At 59.2% G+C, this 18,204-nt stretch carries 16 protein-coding genes and 1 pseudogene; 14 read left to right on the top strand and 3 right to left on the bottom strand.

Annotated elements, in window-relative coordinates; genetic code table 11:
* Nucleotides 1-8: 8 nt before the first annotated feature.
* Nucleotides 9-920 carry a LysR family transcriptional regulator gene (locus tag C5748_RS10550; RefSeq protein WP_105741975.1) on the bottom strand — a complete coding sequence of 304 codons (912 nt, stop codon included), beginning with the start codon at nucleotides 918-920 and terminating at the stop codon, nucleotides 9-11.
* Nucleotides 921-1,096: 176 nt separating this feature from the next.
* On the opposite strand from C5748_RS10550, the gene C5748_RS10555 reads away from it, so the two are divergent.
* The 7 genes from C5748_RS10555 to C5748_RS10585 all read left to right on the top strand — a co-directional run bounded on the left by C5748_RS10555 (nucleotide 1,097) and on the right by C5748_RS10585 (nucleotide 9,073).
* Nucleotides 1,097-2,671, top strand: coding sequence for an ABC transporter substrate-binding protein (locus C5748_RS10555; RefSeq protein ID WP_105741892.1), 1,575 nt, complete (start codon nucleotides 1,097-1,099; stop codon nucleotides 2,669-2,671).
* Nucleotides 2,672-2,742: 71 nt separating this feature from the next.
* The gene (locus C5748_RS10560) at nucleotides 2,743-3,735 is read left to right on the top strand and encodes an ABC transporter ATP-binding protein (RefSeq protein WP_105741976.1); all 993 of its coding nucleotides are present in this window, start codon (nucleotides 2,743-2,745) and stop codon (nucleotides 3,733-3,735) included.
* On the top strand, nucleotides 3,732-4,712 hold the full coding sequence (locus C5748_RS10565; RefSeq protein WP_105741893.1) for an ABC transporter ATP-binding protein: 981 nt from the start codon (nucleotides 3,732-3,734) through the stop codon (nucleotides 4,710-4,712). Before C5748_RS10560 ends, C5748_RS10565 begins: the two co-directional genes overlap by 4 nt.
* Nucleotides 4,712-5,644, top strand: a complete 933-nt coding sequence (locus tag C5748_RS10570; RefSeq protein WP_105741894.1) for an ABC transporter permease — start codon at nucleotides 4,712-4,714, stop codon at nucleotides 5,642-5,644. The genes C5748_RS10565 and C5748_RS10570 overlap by 1 nt, the downstream gene beginning before the upstream one ends.
* A 2-nt stretch (nucleotides 5,645-5,646) precedes the next feature.
* Nucleotides 5,647-6,516, top strand: a complete 870-nt coding sequence (locus C5748_RS10575; RefSeq protein ID WP_105741895.1) for an ABC transporter permease — start codon at nucleotides 5,647-5,649, stop codon at nucleotides 6,514-6,516.
* Between the two features lie 64 nt (nucleotides 6,517-6,580).
* Nucleotides 6,581-7,750, top strand: a complete 1,170-nt coding sequence (locus tag C5748_RS10580) for an NAD(P)/FAD-dependent oxidoreductase (protein WP_158259841.1) — start codon at nucleotides 6,581-6,583, stop codon at nucleotides 7,748-7,750.
* A gap of 75 nt (nucleotides 7,751-7,825) precedes the next feature.
* Complete coding sequence (locus C5748_RS10585; RefSeq protein WP_105741897.1) at nucleotides 7,826-9,073, top strand: M24 family metallopeptidase; 1,248 nt, start codon at nucleotides 7,826-7,828, stop codon at nucleotides 9,071-9,073.
* Nucleotides 9,074-9,362: 289 nt separating this feature from the next.
* Here the strand turns inward: C5748_RS10585 and C5748_RS10590 are convergent, their stop codons facing one another.
* Nucleotides 9,363-10,271, bottom strand: a complete 909-nt coding sequence (locus tag C5748_RS10590) for a LysR family transcriptional regulator (protein ID WP_105741898.1) — start codon at nucleotides 10,269-10,271, stop codon at nucleotides 9,363-9,365.
* Between the two features lie 147 nt (nucleotides 10,272-10,418).
* On the opposite strand from C5748_RS10590, the gene C5748_RS10595 reads away from it, so the two are divergent.
* The 7 genes and pseudogenes from C5748_RS10595 (at nucleotide 10,419) to C5748_RS10620 (ending at nucleotide 17,392) form a co-directional block, all read left to right on the top strand.
* Nucleotides 10,419-11,933: an alkaline phosphatase family protein gene (locus C5748_RS10595; protein WP_105741899.1), complete on the top strand. Its 1,515-nt coding sequence runs from the start codon at nucleotides 10,419-10,421 to the stop codon at nucleotides 11,931-11,933.
* Between the two features lie 62 nt (nucleotides 11,934-11,995).
* Nucleotides 11,996-12,454 (top strand): annotated as a pseudogene (locus C5748_RS29465) (ABC transporter ATP-binding protein); the annotation flags it as partial.
* A gap of 147 nt (nucleotides 12,455-12,601) precedes the next feature.
* Nucleotides 12,602-13,105, top strand: a complete 504-nt coding sequence (locus C5748_RS29470; RefSeq protein ID WP_425350237.1) for a TOBE domain-containing protein — start codon at nucleotides 12,602-12,604, stop codon at nucleotides 13,103-13,105.
* Nucleotides 13,105-14,064, top strand: a complete 960-nt coding sequence (locus C5748_RS10605; protein WP_105741901.1) for a carbohydrate ABC transporter permease — start codon at nucleotides 13,105-13,107, stop codon at nucleotides 14,062-14,064. The genes C5748_RS29470 and C5748_RS10605 overlap by 1 nt, the downstream gene beginning before the upstream one ends.
* Entirely contained in the window at nucleotides 14,061-14,897 is an 837-nt protein-coding gene (locus C5748_RS10610; protein ID WP_105741902.1) for a carbohydrate ABC transporter permease, read from the top strand. Before C5748_RS10605 ends, C5748_RS10610 begins: the two co-directional genes overlap by 4 nt.
* Before the next feature lie 28 nt (nucleotides 14,898-14,925).
* On the top strand, nucleotides 14,926-16,146 hold the full coding sequence (locus C5748_RS10615; protein WP_105741903.1) for an extracellular solute-binding protein: 1,221 nt from the start codon (nucleotides 14,926-14,928) through the stop codon (nucleotides 16,144-16,146).
* Nucleotides 16,147-16,255: 109 nt separating this feature from the next.
* A complete protein-coding gene (locus C5748_RS10620) occupies nucleotides 16,256-17,392 on the top strand; it encodes an aminotransferase-like domain-containing protein (RefSeq protein ID WP_105741904.1) in 1,137 nt (378 codons plus the stop codon).
* Here C5748_RS10620 and C5748_RS10625 read toward each other — a convergent pair.
* A complete protein-coding gene (locus tag C5748_RS10625; protein WP_105741905.1) occupies nucleotides 17,333-18,193 on the bottom strand; it encodes a DMT family transporter in 861 nt (286 codons plus the stop codon). The genes C5748_RS10620 and C5748_RS10625 overlap by 60 nt on opposite strands.
* Between the last annotated feature and the right edge of the window lie 11 nt (nucleotides 18,194-18,204).

The raw sequence follows: 18,204 nt of genomic DNA on the forward strand, positions 1-18,204 counted from the left end.
TTGTTCGCCTATTTACCGCCCCTCTCGTCGCCGGTCTTTTTCCGGCACAGCCGCGTGAGCCAGCGGCAGAACGCGCGCGCGAGATCCGGATTGGCGCCACGATCGACTGCATAGGCGCGATATTGCATCCCGCTCGGCGCGCGCGAGCCAGGCAGCATTTCCAGCAGCCCCTGACGGATCAGATCCGCGACGATGACATGTGGGGCCACCAGAAGCGTCTGCCCGTTCGTTACCGCCGGCAGCGCCAGATAATGATGGTCATAACGTGCTCCGGTCCTGACATCAGCGGTTCTGAGACCGAGATAGCGGAGCCAGGTTGGCAGGATGTCCGGACGCGACGTGACGGCGATCACGGGTGTCGTCGCCAGAGCCTCGAGCCCACGACCGGCGACACAATCCGGTGAGCCGACACAGACGATCTGCTCGTCATGAATATCCCAACGATCCGCCGGTTCTGTCAAGGTGAGATCGCGAGTGAGCAGCACGTCGAAACTATCGCCCGCTGCGGGCAGGGAGAGTGTGCTGATGACGTCTACCGTTACACCGCCCATCTCTTTCGAGAACTCGCGCAGGTTCGGGATGAGCAGGGTATAGGCGAATGTCGAGAGTGAGGTCCGTACCACCAGCCGGTTGGCATTCTCTCCATCCTCGCGCCGCATGCGCCGTGCTGTGAACAAAATTGTCTCGAGCGGTTCAGCTACAGCGTCGGCGAACAATCGCCCGTAGTCGGTGAGCTGGCTCTGGCGCCCGCGGCGGTCAAGCAATTTGGCCCCAAAATACTCTTCGAGGACCGCGACATGTCGGCTGACCGAGCTTTGGGTGATCCCGAGGGTCTTCGATGCGCGAGTAATGCTGTTGTCCCGGGCCACCTGCACGAACGCGCGCACTGCATTGAGTGAAAGTTCTCTTTCGTCGGTCACATCCAATTCCCTTTGTTCTCACGATTCATCCGAAATCGCGGGCAAGTCATCGCATTATTAGATGTTTGTCGCCGTTTTGTAACAGTGCCGTCCGATGATCGCACGGACTTGGCGCTCAATGTGGAGTGCCGGGCCGACGGAAACCTCGACACGCCGAGTTGCGAGCAGGAGCCAACATGAACACCTTCACACTGACCCGACGCAAACTGCTGGCCAGCGGTGCGGCCGGTGGAATGATAGCCATGATCGGGCCGCGCTTTGCGGCCGCACAGGACGCAGAGCGCCACACCCTGAGGGTGGGCATGTCCGGCTTCCCGCCTGCGATCGATCCGGTGCTTTACACTCACACCGCCACACGCCGACTGGCGCCCCAGATATTCGACACACTGGTCGCCTATGACCAGACACCGGCAATGAACCTGCGCCCGGGTCTGGCAGAGCGGTGGGAGCGCACCGACGATCGCTCGGTCAAACTGTTCCTGCGCCAGGGGGTGACCTTCCACGATGGCGGAGCGTTTACCGCCGAGGACGTCACCTTTTCGCTGAGCCCACAGCACCTTTTGGGTCCGGACATGGCCGGCAAGGCGACTGCGATGGAAACGCTTGAAACGATCGACTCGGTCGAAGTCATCGATCCACACACGGTCATCGTCCGCGCCAAGGGCAGCGATGCCCTGCTGGAGAAGCGGCTCGCCTCTTGGGGTGCTGAAATCGTCAGCAAGGCAGCCTTCGACGCAGCCGGCTCGTGGGATGCCTGGAACACCGCACCGATCGGCACCGGCCCCTACAGGATCGTCAGCCAGACGCTCGATCAGGAGGTGACGCTGATTTCCCACGATGCTTATTGGCGCGGATTGCCGCCGCCATATGCAGGAATCGAATTCAGGATCATTCCCGAAACCGCGTCGCGCATGAATGCACTGGCCGCAGGCGAAGTGGACATCATCACCGACATCGCTCCGGACATGTTCCCGCAGATCGAGAACCATCCCGATCTCGAAGTCGCAGGTGGTCCGGTGGCAAACATCCGCGCCCTGGTGATCGACACTACCGACCCGATTCTCGGGAAGGTTGGTGTCCGACGCGCGCTCAGTCTTGCCATCGATCGGAAGGCATTGGTTCAAGCCCTGTGGGGAGATCGGCTGACCATTCCAAACGGTTACCAGCTCTCCAGCTTTGGTGATGCCTATATCGAGGACTTCCCGCAGCCCGCGTATGATCCGGAGCTTGCACGCCAACTTCTGGCGGAGGCGGGCTATGCCGGTGAAACCATCACCTACAAATTGCTCAACAACTACTATCCCAACCAAGTCTCCGGCGCGCAGGTCATGGTCGAGATGTGGAAGGCTGTCGGCCTCAATGTCGAGCTGCAGATGATGGAGAATTTCGGCCAGATTCAGACCAGCCCAGTCCACGCGATCTACGATAGTTCGAATACTGCGACCATTCCCGATCCGCTCGGCTTCCCCTGGCGCATTTTCGGCCCGTCGGGCCAGAACGTCAGACTCGGCCTCTGGCGCAACGAAGAATACTTTGCCCTCGGCGAGAAGCTGAAGGTTACGGTTGATGTCGAGAGCCGCCGTTCCATCATCCGTCGGATGCTCGAGATCGTAGATCGTGAAGACCCGCCGGTCGTGATCCTCCACGGCTCGGGCCAGTTCTATGGCAAACGCAAGGACGTGGCCTGGGTGGCTGGTCAAACGCTGGATCTGGACTTCGGTCCTTTCAACGCAGCCAGTGTTCAGAATTGATGGTCATGCGCGAACCTTGGGCGAACAACCTCCATCCCGACACTGTCTCGCCCTTCACGATCCCGGCGGCGATGCCGCCGGGCCCCTTGCTCGCAATCCAGGACTTGACGGTAGCATTCGATGGCGTCTCCGTCCTGCGGGGAATCGATCTATCTCTCGATCGTGGCGAGGCGCTCGGGATCGTCGGGGAATCGGGCAGCGGCAAATCCGTGACATGGCTGGCAGCGCTCGGTCTTCTTCCCAGCTTCGCTGCGGTGTCCGGTCGCGTCACACTTGAGGGAAAGGATCTGTTGAATGCTCCGGCGGCGGATCTGGATCGGGTCCGTGGTGGCCGTGTGGCGATGATCTTTCAGGATCCGTCAAGCGCACTCAATCCCGTGATCCGGATCGGGCGCCAGGTCGGAGAGGTTTTGGCCCGGCATCAAGGAGTTTCGGGGGGTGACATCCGGGCGGAGGCGACGCGGCTCTTCGAACTGGTTGGACTGCCCGATGCGCGCCGGCGGTTCGATGCCTATCCCCATGAGTTGTCCGGCGGGCAGAACCAGCGGGTGATGATCGCCATGGCCTTGGCGGGGAAACCCGATGTTCTGGTTGCAGACGAGCCGACGACGGCGCTCGACGCCACCATCCAGGCACAGATACTTGCGCTGTTGACCACTATCCGGACCGAGACAGGCATGGCGCTCGTACTGATCAGCCACGATCTGGGATTGGTCGCAGAGTCCTGCGAGCGTGTCGTGGTCATGTATGCCGGACGTGTCGTCGAAACCGCGCCGGCGCAAGAAATATTTTCCAATCCGCGCCATCCTTATACACAGGGGCTTCTGGCGGCACTGCCGCCCTTCGAGGGGCCGCTCAGACGGCTTGTACCCATCGACGGGCAGGTGCCCGATCCGAGCAGACTGCCGCCGGGTTGCCCTTTCGCCCCCCGTTGCACGAAACGCGAGCCGCTCTGTGAAACGGCCGTTCCACCCTTGGTGCAGGCTGGTTTCGGTCGGCTTTCAGCCTGCGTCGCACAGACCCCGTCCTATGTTCGACCGGAAAAGGACCGCGTGCTGGCATGACCTCGACCATCCTCGAATTGCGCGGCATCTCGCGCAGTTATGCGATCCGGCAGGGGCTGCTCGGTCGCAAGGTTCGCTTCCGCGCCGTCGACGACGTGTCGCTTAACGTGGAGGAGGGACGGACGCTGGCGCTGGTCGGCGAGTCGGGCTCGGGCAAATCGACCACTGGCCGCGTAGCGCTGGGTCTCGAGCCGCCGGACGATGGGACAGTCCGTTTTCGTGGCGCGGCACTGCCCGAAATCGACAGCCCTGCATGGCGCCGGATCCGCACGCAGATGCAAATGATCTTTCAAGATCCTCTGGCCGCCCTGGACCGGCGGCTAACCATTCTCGAGCAAGTGCGCGAACCGCTCGACATCCACGACATCGGCCCAACTGGTGAACGCGAAGCTGTTGCTCTGGAGATGTTGAACGCGGTCGGCCTGGGCACTGGTCATGCGACAAACCTACCAGGGCAACTGTCGGGTGGCCAACGCCAGCGTGCGGTTCTTGCCCGGGCGCTGGTCATGCGTCCCGCGCTGCTGGTCTGCGATGAGCCCGTGTCGGCGCTTGACGTTTCCATTCAGGCGCAGGTGGTAAATCTGCTGATGGATATTCAGGATCGTATGGGGCTGAGCCTGCTCTTTATCAGCCATGACCTGAAGGTGGTGCGCCAGATCAGTCAGCGCATCGCGGTGATGTATCTGGGCCGCATAGTCGAGCTTGGTGAAACCCAGGCCGTTCTGTCAAACCCCTTGCATCCCTATACAAAAGCGCTGGTCTCGGCGGTACCGGTGCCAGGTCGGCCCACGCACGCCCGCATAGTGCTGGAAGGCGAGCCGCCGAACCCTGCCGCTCGGCCGAGCGGTTGTGCCTTCCATCCCCGCTGCCCCCTCGCCCGGTCCGAATGCGCCAGCGATATTCCCCAACTGACGGTCCGGCGTGACGGCGGGGCCGTCGCCTGCCATGTGGTCGCGTCAGGAAAGGTCTGCGCCTGATGGTCCGCTACCTGCTCATCCGCCTTTTGAGGGCCTTCATCACCATCACGCTGGTCGTGACCTTCGCTTTCATTGTGCTGCGTGTGTCGGGCGACCCGGCGATCAGCATCATGGGCGACAATGCCTCTCCAGAGGCGATGGCGGCCTTCCGCAAGGAGTGGGGTCTCGACCAGTCGATTTTTATCCAGTATTTCAATTATGTAACTGCGATATTCCAGGGTGACTTTGGTCATTCCATGCGAGGCGGCGGGCCTGCGCTTGACCTTGTGGTGTCGCGGATTCCTGCGACGGTGATGCTGACCCTGCCCGCTTTGTTGCTGAAGGTCGCCATCGGCGTGCCCGCGGGGATTTATGCAGCGCTCCACCACGACAAATCCCTCGATCGGACCGTCATGGTCACCGCGGTTGCGGGTTATACGGTGCCGAGTTTTGTCCTCGGCCTGCTTCTGGTGCAGATTTTCGCACTCTGGATGCCACTGCTGCCCACCGGGGGAACTGGCGAGCTTTCGCATCTGATCCTTCCAGTTCTCACCCTGGGGATCGGCGGCGCGGCTATCCTTGCGCGCTTCGTCCGCAGCGCAATGCTGGAGGTGCTGGGTCAGCCCTATATCCGGACGGCCAACGCCAAGGGAATCCCCTGGGGTGCTGTCGTGCGGGCCCATGCCCTTCCCAATGCGGCGATCCCCACCGTGACGATCATCGGCTTCATGGTTGGTAGTTTGATCGCGGGTTCGGTGGTGACTGAAAGCGTGTTCTCGTGGCCGGGCGTCGGCAATCTGCTTGTCGTATCGGTGACGGCGCGCGACCTCTCGGTGGTGCAATGCATCCTGTTGCTGGTCGCGGCCACCATGGTGCTTTCGAACATGTTCGTAGATATCCTTTACGGCATCCTCGATCCACGCCTTTCCAACGCCAACTCGGAAGGGCGGTGACCATGCGCACGAAGACAGGCGTGGCCGTTCAGATTGCCCGTAGCTCCGACGCCTCTAAACGGCGGCGCATTCCCTTATCGGTGATGGTGAGTATCGCATGGATCGTCGTGGTCCTGCTGGTCGCCCTTTTCGCGGACCAGATCGCGCCGTTCCACTATACCTCACTGAATTTACCGGACCGGTTGATCGGCCCCTTTGATCCGCAGCACTGGCTCGGGACGGACGAGCTCGGGCGCGATGTGCTGTCGCGGCTGGTCTACTCGGTCCGCATCTCGGTTGTCGTCGCACTCGCCGCTACGGTGATTTCTGCGATCCTTGGCACGACCTTGGGCTTCATGGCGGCGCATTTCCGGGGCCCAGTCGAACATGTCATCCTCGTGCTGATCGATTTCCAGGCGGCGATGCCGTTTCTGGTCCTGTCCCTTTCGGTTCTTGCCTTCTTCGGGACCGGCCTGCCCCTGTTCATTGCCCTCATGGGTCTCTACGGCTGGGAACGGTTTGCCCGTGTCGCGCGAGGATTGGCGCTCTCGGCCGCTGCCCAGGGCTATGCGGGGGCGGTACGGCAATTGGGTGCTTCACCCCGGCGCATCTATCTGCGCCACATCCTGCCGAACGTTCTCTCGACGCTGATTGTCCTGATGACGCTGACCTTTCCCGAGATCATCCTGATGGAAAGCAGTCTTTCCTTTCTCGGTCTCGGTGTTCAACCGCCAATGACGAGCCTGGGTAACATGGTCGGTTATGGTCGCGAATATATGACCCGGGCGCCCTGGATCATGCTCGCGCCAGCAGCCCTGATCGTGCTGACAACGCTGTCGATCAGCCTGCTTGGCGATTGGCTGCGTGATGGCCTCGATAAAGGATTGCGATGATGTGGCGCGTGAGACCTCGTCCTATGTTCGGCCGATGCACGCCCCAGTTTGCAAGGTGCTCCAGATGAGAGTGATCATCATCGGCGCGGGAGCGATCGGCTGTTCCGTCGCCTATCATCTTGCCATGGATGGAGCGACGGTGACCATCGTTGATCCCGAAGGGCTGATGGGTGGCGCCTCGTTGGCCAGCTTCGCCTGGCTGAACTGCCACGACAAGCATCCCGAGGAGTATTACCGACTAGTGATGCGTGGCAACGCGGCGCATCGCGAGTTGGGCGAGACGATCGGCCATGCCAACTGGCTCCGGTTGACCGGAACGCTCGAATGGTGGTTGGCCGGAACGGAGAAAGCCCAAGCGCATGCGGTCCGTCTGGAACGCCTACGCTCCTATGGTCATTCAATGGAGATGTTGAGCGCCGAGGAGGTGCTGGCGCTGGAGCCAGATGTCTCGCGCGTTAGCCTTGAGGGTTGCGAGGCAGTCTATTATCCAACCGACGGCGGCGTCGATACGGTCGTCTATCGCCACGTTCTGATGCGCGAGGCGGAACGGCGCGGGGCCACGCTTGTCGAGGCCGGCGTCGAGAACCTGCTGGTGAGCGCGGGGCGTGTCCGGGGCGTTAGCCTGCTTGAGGGCGGCGAACTAGAGGCCGATTACGTCGTCAACTGCGCTGGTCGCGCGGTCAATGTCATCGGCCGGAGCCTTGGTTATGCTCTGCCAATGGAATGGCGACCGGGCATGACCGTGATCACGGATGTGACCCGTAGCAATGTCAGCCGGATCCTCAAGGCTCCCGATATATACATCAAGCCCGAGGGCGCTGGCCGGCTCCTTCTGCATGCGAAGTCCGCCGATGAGATGATCGATGCTAGTGAGGGCCCAGACGCCGGACAGGCTGGCGCTGCGGAAATCATCCGGCTGGTCGAAGCCGTTCTTCCGACCGTGAGGGAGGCCACGATTGCTGCGGTACGGGTCTCTGTCAGGCCCTATCCCACTGACAGCAAGCCGGTTTTCGGCCCGATCACTGGGGTTGACGGTTATCACCTCGCGGTCATGCATTCGGGAATTTCCCTGAGCCCACTGATCGGGCGCGCTGCGGTGGAGGAGATCCTGCATGGCAGGCAGTCAACGGACTTTGCTCTCTACCGCCCGGAGCGGTTCTCGGCTGGGGAATGGGAGTCTTCTGTTGGATTATCGCCCTCCACTGGCGGGGAAATGCTTCCGACGCGCATTTGATGACACATATCGACCCGCACGATTTCGATCTGGAGCGTAGGCCGGCCCAGTTGCCAGCAAGAAAGGCATGACAATATGATCCAGCTTGGCTCGCTTGACCGCAAACGCGCCCACGCTCTTTTGGAAGAGGCCAGGCTGGATGGCATGGTCCTAATCCAGCCCGAATCGGTGACTTATGCCACCGGCGCGAAGCCAGGCAGCGCGGCCGGTTGGCGTCGGGCCGGCGCAGTCTTTGTAATCGTGCCGGCGAATGCCAACGTGCCGATGACAGCCATTGTCGGCGATTTTTATGCTGAAGAATTTCGTGCCGCATCGGGAATCGAAGACATTGTTACCTTTCCAGTCTGGGTCGATCTGATCGACATTGCTCCGTATGAAAATGGAACACTGGTGGAGCGGCTGTCGCTGGCGCGTCCGGCCAAGTCGGCCCGTGCGCGACCTGCCAACTACGATGCCGACCTGACCTTTGGTCTGCTGGCCGACGTGCTGAGGCGTCGCGGGCTCGCCTCGGCGCGGTTGGGCACTGAGTATGCTTTTCTTCCATTCGCCGATGCTGGGCGCTTCTCCTCCGCCTGCCCTGATGTTCGCTGGTCGGACGCCTCGCAGTTGGTGAGCCGGTTGCGGATGATCAAATCTCAGCAGGAAATCGCCTTGCTTCGGATCGCCGCTCAATCGGCGGAGGCAGGCGTGGCGGCGGCGATATCGAATCTCGAGCCCGGCCGCACCGGGGAACAGCTGTTCTCCAGCTTCCACGCCGCTTCATCGCGTCGTGCCGTCGAGCTCGGCTATGATGGTCCGATTTATCCTGTAGGGACCGTAACGGTAGGTCCGAAGGCAACCGGATGGGGGCGGCCGGCACAAAAGGGCGATATCATTCGTCTTGATGTTGGCTGCACCGTTCAGGGCTACACGTCCGATAGTGCCAGAACCGCTGTCATGGGCCAACCCAGCGAGGATCAGCGGGCTGTCTACAATTCGTTGCACAAGGCCTTTCACCGCGGGCTGGGATTGCTGCGCCCCGGCATTCCACTGCGCGCGGTTCACGCCGCGGCCATGAGGTCGATGCACGATGACGGTTTTACCATGTATTGCCGGGGCCATTTCGGGCACGGTGTTGGTGCTTCGGTCTTCGTGGAGGAGTGGCCATTCATATCGGCTGACGAGCACATGGAGATCGAGGCAGGCATGGTGCTTGCCTATGAGCTGCCTTGGTATATCCGAGGCCTTGGCGCGTTCATGCTGGAAGATCAGTTCATTATCGCCGCCGAAACGGCCGAACCGTGTTGGTCGCTGTCGCGAAATCTGGTCGTCTGCGAATGCTGACGGACCGGCACAATCCTCCAACTTGATATCTGCGCTGTGAGGATGATGTGCGTTTCCTTATCGTCAGCTTTGAGGGGATTCGCCCGGACCTCGTCTCTCCGGAGTTGACGCCAAACCTCTGCCGCTTGCAGGCGCGCGGCCTGACCTTGTCTGAACACCGTAGCATCTTTCCTAGCGAGCACGTTCGGTCACACCGGCGCGCTACATCGATAGACGAATCGTGGAGGGATATGACATCAACAACCGCTGATATCGTAATGGTGATGAACGCCATCGCGGGATACCGATCTTAGCTGTCTTCGGCGGTGATGGAGGTCCGGCATAATCTTGTCAGCCATCGGCAAAATGTCCGCGCCAGGACGATGTTGGGAGTCCGATCGACCACGTATGCCCGATATTGCATTCCGCTCGGCGTCTGGGATCCCGGAACGATCTCCAGCACACCATCCCGGACAAGCCCGCTTACGATGATCTCCGGGGCCACGAGCAGGCTGCGTCCCGTCGTAACCGCAGGCAGCGCCAGGTAATGATGGTCATAACGCGCGCCAAGCAGGATCTGATCTGCAGTGAGTTCCATCGCATTCAGCCAATTCGGAAGGATATCCGGCCGTGAGGTGATTGTGAGGACGGGCATGGTCTGCAATGCCCCAGCGCCTTTCCGGGCAACATGGCTTGGCGCGCCGACGCAAACGAGACGTTCTTCGTGAACGTCCCAATGCGCTCCTGGTTCGGCCAGGTCTAGGTCTCGGGTCAGCAGAACATCGAATCCGTCGAGCGCCGTCGGAGGCGCCATTGATGTGACGACATCAACCAGTGCGCCACCTGTTTGAGCGCTGAATGACTCCAGATTGGGAATGAGAATCGTATAGGCAAACGTTGAAAGCGAGGTCCGGATAACGAGGCGGTTTCCGGCAGATTGCTGGCTCCGCCGCATGCGTTGCGCGGTAAAGCAGATCGTGTCCAGCGAGTCACCCACGACAGATACAAACGTGCGGCCAAAATCAGTGAGTTCGCTGGTGCGGCCCCTCCGTGCCAGCAGCTGTTCGCCAAGATAATGCTCAAGCACCGACAGATGCCGACTGACGGAACTTTGTGTGGTCCCAAGCGCGCGGGCCGCACCCGACACCCCGCCATGCCGGGCGATCATGGCAAAGGCGCGAATGGCATTCAGCGGGACATCCTGGTCCTCTTTCGACACGGGCGGGCTCCGACAATTCTATTTCAACTTAACCATCGCCAAAATCGGAGCAACTCATCGCAAAATACGATATCTGTCACGTCCATGTTGCAATCCACCGCTACCGGTGACCCTGCGAAAAGGCAACAAATTTCGCAGGGAGACAGTATGAAGTTCTTGATCGCAAGTTTTGATGGGTTGCGGCCCGATCTGATATCCTCGGAGCTCACGCCCAACATTGCACGCGTCCAGGAATTAGGTGTGACGCTCGGGCGACACACTACGGTCTATCCCAGTGAAACACGCGCCGCTTTTCCAAGTCTGGTCACCGGATCAGCCCCTGTCCGGCATGGCATGGTCGGAAACAAGTTCGTCGACCGGAAAAGCATCCCTGAACGCTACATAGACACGTCCGACGCCGTTCTGCTCGATCAGCTGAACCGGGAAAGCGGCGGCCACCTAATGACAGCGCCGACGCTTGGTGAGCTTTTGGCGGCATCTGGTAAAAGCCTGGCCGTCCTTGCGACGAACACGCCGGGCACAACGCGGCTTTTCCATCATAAGGCAGAGGACTTCGGTCATATCCGCCTTTCTGGGCATTTCCCGGAAGCATGTACGCCGGCTGATGTCCTGGCTCAGATCGAAGTCGAGTTCGGCAAGCTGCCCCCGGCCCCAGCGACCGGGCAGCCCGATTTTTCTGGGCAGGAATGGATCACGTCGGTTTTCCTCGATTACGTCTGGCCGCGACTTTCGCCGGATGTTGCAGTCCTCTCTTATGGGGAACCGGACACGACCTCGCATTTCCACGGAACCGGTTCCTCGACCACCCGCGAAATCATCGCCTATTGCGATGCCCAGTTTGGACGCGTGCTCGAGTGGTGGGAAGCTGAGGGTCAGTCGGCCGGTGTCCAACTGATGCTTTCATCCGATCACGGCCACATCACCGCGCATACCCGCGTCTCGGTCATGGATGACCTGAGGATGGCAGGTTTTGCTCCCGGCCGGGCGCCCGACCCTGATGTCGACATCGTGGTCGTTCCAGGTCAGGTCGGAGCTCTTTACCTGCGAGACCGTGCAGCCGCCCAGGTGGCGCGCCTGGTCGAGGCAATGATGGACCAGCCCTGGTGCGGTCCCATATTCACGGCGCCTCGAAACGAAGTCGAGGGCATTGCCCCCGGCAGTTTTGCCAGCCGCCTTGTGCTCTGCGACCACGATCGGGCGCCGGACGTCTATTTCGCATTCCGTGCCGACGATGGCATCGACCAGTTCGGCCTCGCCGGCGGCACTTTCTATGATAACGATCGCGTCGCGGGCCTTGGCGTCCATGGCGGTCTGCACGCCAAGGAGCTGGCCGCAGTCGGGATCGTCGCCGGTTCGCATTTCCGGGGTGGCGGAAGCGTGTCCACGATCCCCTCGGGCATATGCGATCTTGCGCCAACCATTTTGCACGGGCTGAGGCTCGCCGTTCCCTCGACAATGACGGGCCGTGTGCTTCGCGAAGCTCTCGCCAGCGCGACACAGGACAATTTTGAGCCTCATGTCGAAGCCGAGAATTTCGAAGCTGGCCTCGGCTCCTTCCGCCAGTCGCTTCGGCGCAATGTCATCGGCGGAACCATCTATCTGGAGGGCGGTGCTGCCGCCAATGATGCGACCGCAACACGCAAGCTCGAGGCCGCCGAATGAGCGCGATCACATTCGATCACATCCGCAAGTCCTACGGTGCCACCCAGGTGTTGCGCGATGTGTCGCTTTCGATCGAGAGCGGCGAATTTCTCACCCTGCTCGGCCCTTCGGGCTGCGGAAAATCGACGCTCCTGAGAATCCTGGCCGGTCTGGAACGGCAAGACGGCGGCTCGGTGCGCATCGGCGACCGCCAGGTCGACGATCTTCGTCCCAAGCGTCGAGACGTTGCGATGGTGTTCCAGTCCTACGCCCTCTATCCGCACATGACGGTCGCCGGGAATATGGCGGTCCCCTTGCGTATGCGCCGGCTGAACTCATGGCAGCGTCTGCCGCTTATCGGCAAGCTGTTGCCGGGCACACGCCCCACCCTGGCAGAAATCGACTCCGAGGTTTCAAGGACCGCGGCGGCCCTCGGTATCGATCACCTGTTGGCGCGCAAGCCCGGGCAGCTCTCGGGCGGGCAGCGCCAGCGTGTCGCCGTCGGTCGCGCGATGGTGCGCGAGCCAGCCGTGTTCCTGATGGACGAGCCGCTTTCCAATCTCGACGCCAAGCTGCGTGTTCAGATGCGGGCCGAAATCAAGGAACTCCATAAGCGGCTTGGCGTCACGTTCATTTACGTGACCCACGATCAGGCCGAGGCCATGACGCTGTCGGATCGAGTGGCCGTCATGCTCGATGGCGAACTGCTCCAGGTAGCCCCGCCGCGCGACATTTATGCCGATCCTCATGATCGGCGCGTCGCGGAGTTCATTGGATCTCCGAAGATCAACACGCTGGACGGCGCGGTGATCGAGCGCGGCCTGATGGCGACGTCCGGAGCGAAGCTTTCCGTGCCGGAGTCCATTGCTCCCGGCACGAAGCTCACGGTGGGCATCCGACCGGAGGCATTCAGCCTGATTACCCAGCCCGATGCTCCTAACGTGATCGAAGGGTTGGTTCATCTGATCGAGCATATGGGGTCGGATCTCTTTGTTCACCTTCTCGTCGAAGGCATGAATGAACCATTGATCGTCCGGCTGCACGCCGAACGGGCTCCTCATATTGGCTCCGGTCACAGACTGGTCGTCGGCGTGAAGCCAACCCAGATGATGCTGTTCGATGAGGCGGGCCATCGTTTGCAGAAGACTGCTATCAGCGAGAGCCGAGTCACGCCAATTCGGGAAACTGCGTGATGGGAGACGTCATGTCGCTTCCCGACCGGAAACATGAGGCGCGCCAACGCGGCGCCTCCCCGGCTTCGGCGAACAGTCGGTCGACCAAGCTCGCAGATATGCTCGCGGCCTGGACGCTTGCCGGACCGGCGCTCGCGCTGCTGATCGTGCTGTTTTTCTTGCCGGTTCTTGCTGTGTTTGTGATTGCGCTGACCGACTGGCAGTTTGGGGCCAGCACGCTTTCCTTCGTCGGCCTGGAAAATTTCGAAGAGGTCTTCGCGGATCCGGGTTTTCGGGCCTCGCTCTTCAACACGGTGGCCTATGTCGCCATTGTTGTGCCAGGCACGATCATTCTCGGCCTCGCGGTCGCGCTGCTGATCGAGAGCGGCAAGTCCTTCCGGGCCTTCTACCGCGCTATCCATTTCCTGCCCTACATGGCGACGCTAACGGCCATGGCGATCGCCTGGGAGGCCCTGCTCCACCCGACCATCGGCCTGGTCAATCAGACGCTTACTGGCCTCGGTCTGCCCACGGCTAACTGGCTACGTGACGAAAGCACTGTGCTGCCCGTCCTCGCCGCCATCGGCATCTGGCAGAACCTTGGCTTCGCGATGGTGCTGTTTTTGGCGGGGCTGAAGTCGATACCGCAGGACCTCTACCATGCCGCTGAAGTCGACGGCGCCGATCTTTGGCTCGACCGCCTGCGGACCGTCACGCTGCCGATGCTCGGCCCGGTCTTCATGTTCGTCTTCATCGTCGTGGCACTGAAAGCGTTCGAGACTTTCGATACCGTGCAGGTGCTGACCCAAGGCGGGCCAGGGCACGCGTCCGAGATGCTGCTGTTCACTCTCTATCGCGAGAGCTTCCAATATTTGCGCACCGGCTACGGCGCTTCGGTTGCGGTCGTCTTCCTCATCATCGTCGTCGCGCTGACGCTGATCCAAGCGCGCGTTATGGACAGGAGGGTTCACTATCAATGATGACCCGAATCTTTCCCGCTCCTGCTGCCATTCTCCGTCATGCGGCTCTGCTCGTTACAGCTGCGCTGATCCTGGCTCCATTCGTGTGGATGGTGTCTCTTTCGATCAAGCCGCCCGGCGAGATCTTCCGCGCCTCCTTCTCGTTCTGGCCGGAGCAGTTCTATGGGATCGAAAATTACACCAAGGCGATCACACAGGCGCCCTTGCCCCGCTACATGCTCAACGGAGTGATTGTCTGCGCGAGCATCTTGGCGCTTCAAATTGCTGTGTGTGCGCCGGCGGCTTATGCGCTCGCCAAGCTCGAGTTCGCCGGCCGGGATCTGCTCTTCGCCCTGGTGTTGATTGCTCTGCTTCTACCGCACGAGGTGCTGGCCCTGCCGTTGTTTATTTTTGGCGCCAAAATTGGAATCCTCAACACCTATGCGGCTTTGATCTTCCCGTATGTCGTTTCGCCCTTTGGCATCTTTCTGTTCCGGCAGTTTTTCAAGACGATCCCGGACGACGTCGTTCATGCTGCTCGGCTCGACGGGTATTCGGAAATCGGCATCGTCTGGAAGATCATGATCCCCATGGCGCTGCCTGCGGCTATAGCTTTCGGTATCTTCTCTGTCGTCAGTCACTGGAACAGCCTCTTTTGGCCGTTAATCGCAGTCAGCGATGCGAACCTAATGCCACCACCTCTCGGCATACTCACATTTCGAAATGAAGAAGTAGGCATCGACTTTGGCCCATTAATGGCCGCAACCGTCATCGTTATATTCCCACTTACACTGGTGTTTCTAACAGCTCAACGCTGGTTCATCGGCGGGTTAACGACTGGCGCGATCAAATGACTTTATAAACTGACCAGGAGTCTTCTAAATGAAAATCAATCGCCGCACGTTCATTGCCGGTTCTTCTATGCTGTTTGCCAGCTCACTCACTTCTCAAGCGCGGGGGGCTAATCAACCACTGAGTATGATGATCGACTCGCGGAGTTTATATGAAAACATAGTGCAACAAGGTCTAGACACACTTGGGACAGTGGACAGCGGTGCAAGTATAGAAACGATTTGGACTGAAAACTATACGGATACACTTCAAAAATCATTACGGAACAAAATAGTCGGAGTGTCGCCGACTGTTGCCCTTCATGCGCATAACAACATTGCAATGCTCGCTGCAAGGGGTGACATCTTCCCGCTTGATCCCTTTATGCCAAGCGCCGAATCTGGCAGCTCGTCGCCGATCGGCTCATTCAATGGAAAACAATATGGTGTCCCGTTCTCTCTCTCGGTACCGGTTGTTTACGTCAACTGTGATTTGCTTGGACGGCCAGATAGTCTCCCATCGACCTGGGATGAGATAATTTCGAATGCAGATGCAATAGATGCACCGAGCGGTGGTGCCTATTTTAACTATTCGACTGATGGAAGCTGGACGTTCATGGCATTAATCGAAAGTTTGGGAGGTCGGATCCTCAACGAGGATGGGACAGATATTGCCTTTGACACGCAAGAAGGCCTGGAGGCAATGGAGATCCTAGGCTCGTTTGCAAGAGTTAGGAAGGGCGCCGCGCTTTCTCCGTCGCATGCGCGCCAAGCGTTCGCAGCCGGCGCGATTGGCATTCACATAGATACCACCAGCCGCCTCCGGTACTTCGAACAACATGCCGAGGGCAACTTCAAGATGGCAGTAGTGCCGTTTCCAATCAGGAATGTCCCGGCGGCGAGAATTCCACCTTCCGGTGGGTCCTTAACGATCATGGCATCTGAGTCGCAACTGCAAGAGCATGCGTGGGCTATGATTGCCGCGCTAATGCAGCCGAACGTGCAATCGTTGATCCTAAAGGAGACTGGATTCATTCCGGGTGCAGCAGTATCGGGAGCGAATTCAGACCTTCTTCCCGAACTCGAAGCAACACCGCATTTCGATGCAATCGAGCCACTACTCGCAGTCCTCGGTCCATGGGTGAGCTTCCCTGTGAGTAATCCAGCTCGTGCAGATAAAGTTGTACGGGATCAATTGGATTTCCAAGCCAGCCTCCAAGCCACGCCACAGGACACGCTCGAAAGAATTGTACGTGAGATTCGACAGATGTGATCTACCGTACGGAGAGTACACACCAATACCCAAACTTTAAAGATCAACCGCTTGCCTGCCTGCGCTGCTGACGTTTAACGGCGCGGAGGCAGACGGCAGTCCAAAAGTGATGAGCAACATAGTGAAAGCAGGAATTGATTTAAGGCGCGTCACCTCACCCGTCATTCCGCATATCGACCAGGAAATAGCGAAGGCGTTGCATAGGCTCCAACGCTCCTGGTCGCCGTCAGACGAACTGCGGCAGCACCGCAAACTGGGGACAGTAAACGACAGGCGCTTTGCATCCCACTTTCTTTCGCGCCGATATGTGGAACCCGTTGATGAAGAGCGTGTATTTCTCGTCAGCGGAACGCAAAACGCTCTGTTCCTACTTCTGTCCGCGATGCGCCCCGAACGTTCAACGATTATTGTCGAAGAACTCGCCTACCGCCAAATTCGAGAAGTCGCAGCTATCCTCGGTATGCGGCTAGTCGGAGTCGAGACTGACGCCGACGGGATTGTCCCTCGATCGTTGGAAGACAGGACTAGGGAACACCCCAAAAGCATCCTCTACTGTACACCCACAGTCCACAACCCAACCGCAACCATCATGCCCGAAGGTAGGCGTACAGCTATCATTCAGATAGCTCGCAGCGGCGGAGTTCCAATCATTGAGGACGAAGCGCAAGGACTAATTCCGCTTGCTGCGCCTCCGCCCTTAAGTGAAATGGCTCCCGATATAACGTGGACAGTGACCGGGCTATCAAAATGCCTCTTTGTTGGTCTTCGCATAGCATATGTTGTTGCGCCTAGTGCGGACGCTATTCGCAATACGCTAAAGGACCACTCCGATATGGCCTTCTGGTACTCGTCAGCAGTAGCTGCTTCACTGACGAATGAAATCATCGCGTCCGGTGCTGCTGAACTGATGCTAGAGCGTGTTCGCGAGGAAGCGGTCCGACGACAAGAACTTGCGGACAGATTGCTTCTCGGTTCTGAACTCGTACGAGGCAATGGCCTGCATTTGTGGATCGATAATCCCGAGCGAACAGGCAATGATTTGAGAGAAGAAGCTGCGCAGTATGGCGTTCTTGTGAGGAGTGCCTCCGAGTATGCCGTTAATCAAAATCAACAACAGCGTGGCATCCGTGCATCGCTCGCTGATGTCTGCATGGAAGACCTTTCTCTCGCATTTGAGCGATTGAATTCATCGACGGTCTTGCTCGGCTCCATAAATGAACGAAAGCCACGATCCGAGGAGAATTAGAACCGTCCCGATAATGGCTGGCACGTCGGGGCGCTCACCTATCAATAGAATCCCAATGGCCAAGCTCGCAGGAAGACGCACAAAGTCAAAAGTAGCACCGCGAGCTAGTCTCGTGAGAGAATACCCCGTCGAGAGGAATAGCTGCGCCAACGCTGCCAATGCACCAATGCAAACCAAAACAACAAGAACGCGAGGAGATGGCCACGTCCACTCTAGTACAGCTAAAGGAAGCCCGAGGACGGAACTCCAGACAAAGAACCCTGCTGCGACATTCACTGGACTATCTGCATGAGCTAGCATCCGAACTGACATCGTGGCGAGTGCTCCAAGAGCAGCCCCCACAAGGCCAAGTATAATCCAGATGTTGGAGTCTCCGATCGTAGGTTGTACTATCAAAACCACTCCTGCTATGCCGATCAATACAACACTTAGTAAAGTGCTAGTCACCTGCTCGCGCAAGAGGGCACCACCCAAAACCAACGCCCAAACCGGCGTTGTGTAGAAAAGCGCGACGGTTACGGACAGGGGCAGGTTTGTTAAGCAGACCGCATAACATAGAAAGCTTGTGTATCCGAAGAACGAGCGAAGAAAATGTGCTTTAGAGGTGAGAATAGTGCGAATACGTTTCGATCCAGGCCAGAGAAAGTGCACAAAAAATGGCAGGCTTAGTAAGCTCCGCAGGAATACAATCTGAAAAATCGGCATATCGGAGGAGACGGCTTTTATCATAGCCGCCATTGTCACGAATGCGACGCCTGATGCGATCAGCAGGAGGATGCCGGGAAGTTCACGATCCGCCATGCTGCTGGGCC

Source organism: Phyllobacterium phragmitis, assembly GCF_002980495.1.
GTDB lineage: Bacteria > Pseudomonadota > Alphaproteobacteria > Rhizobiales > Rhizobiaceae > Paramesorhizobium > Paramesorhizobium phragmitis.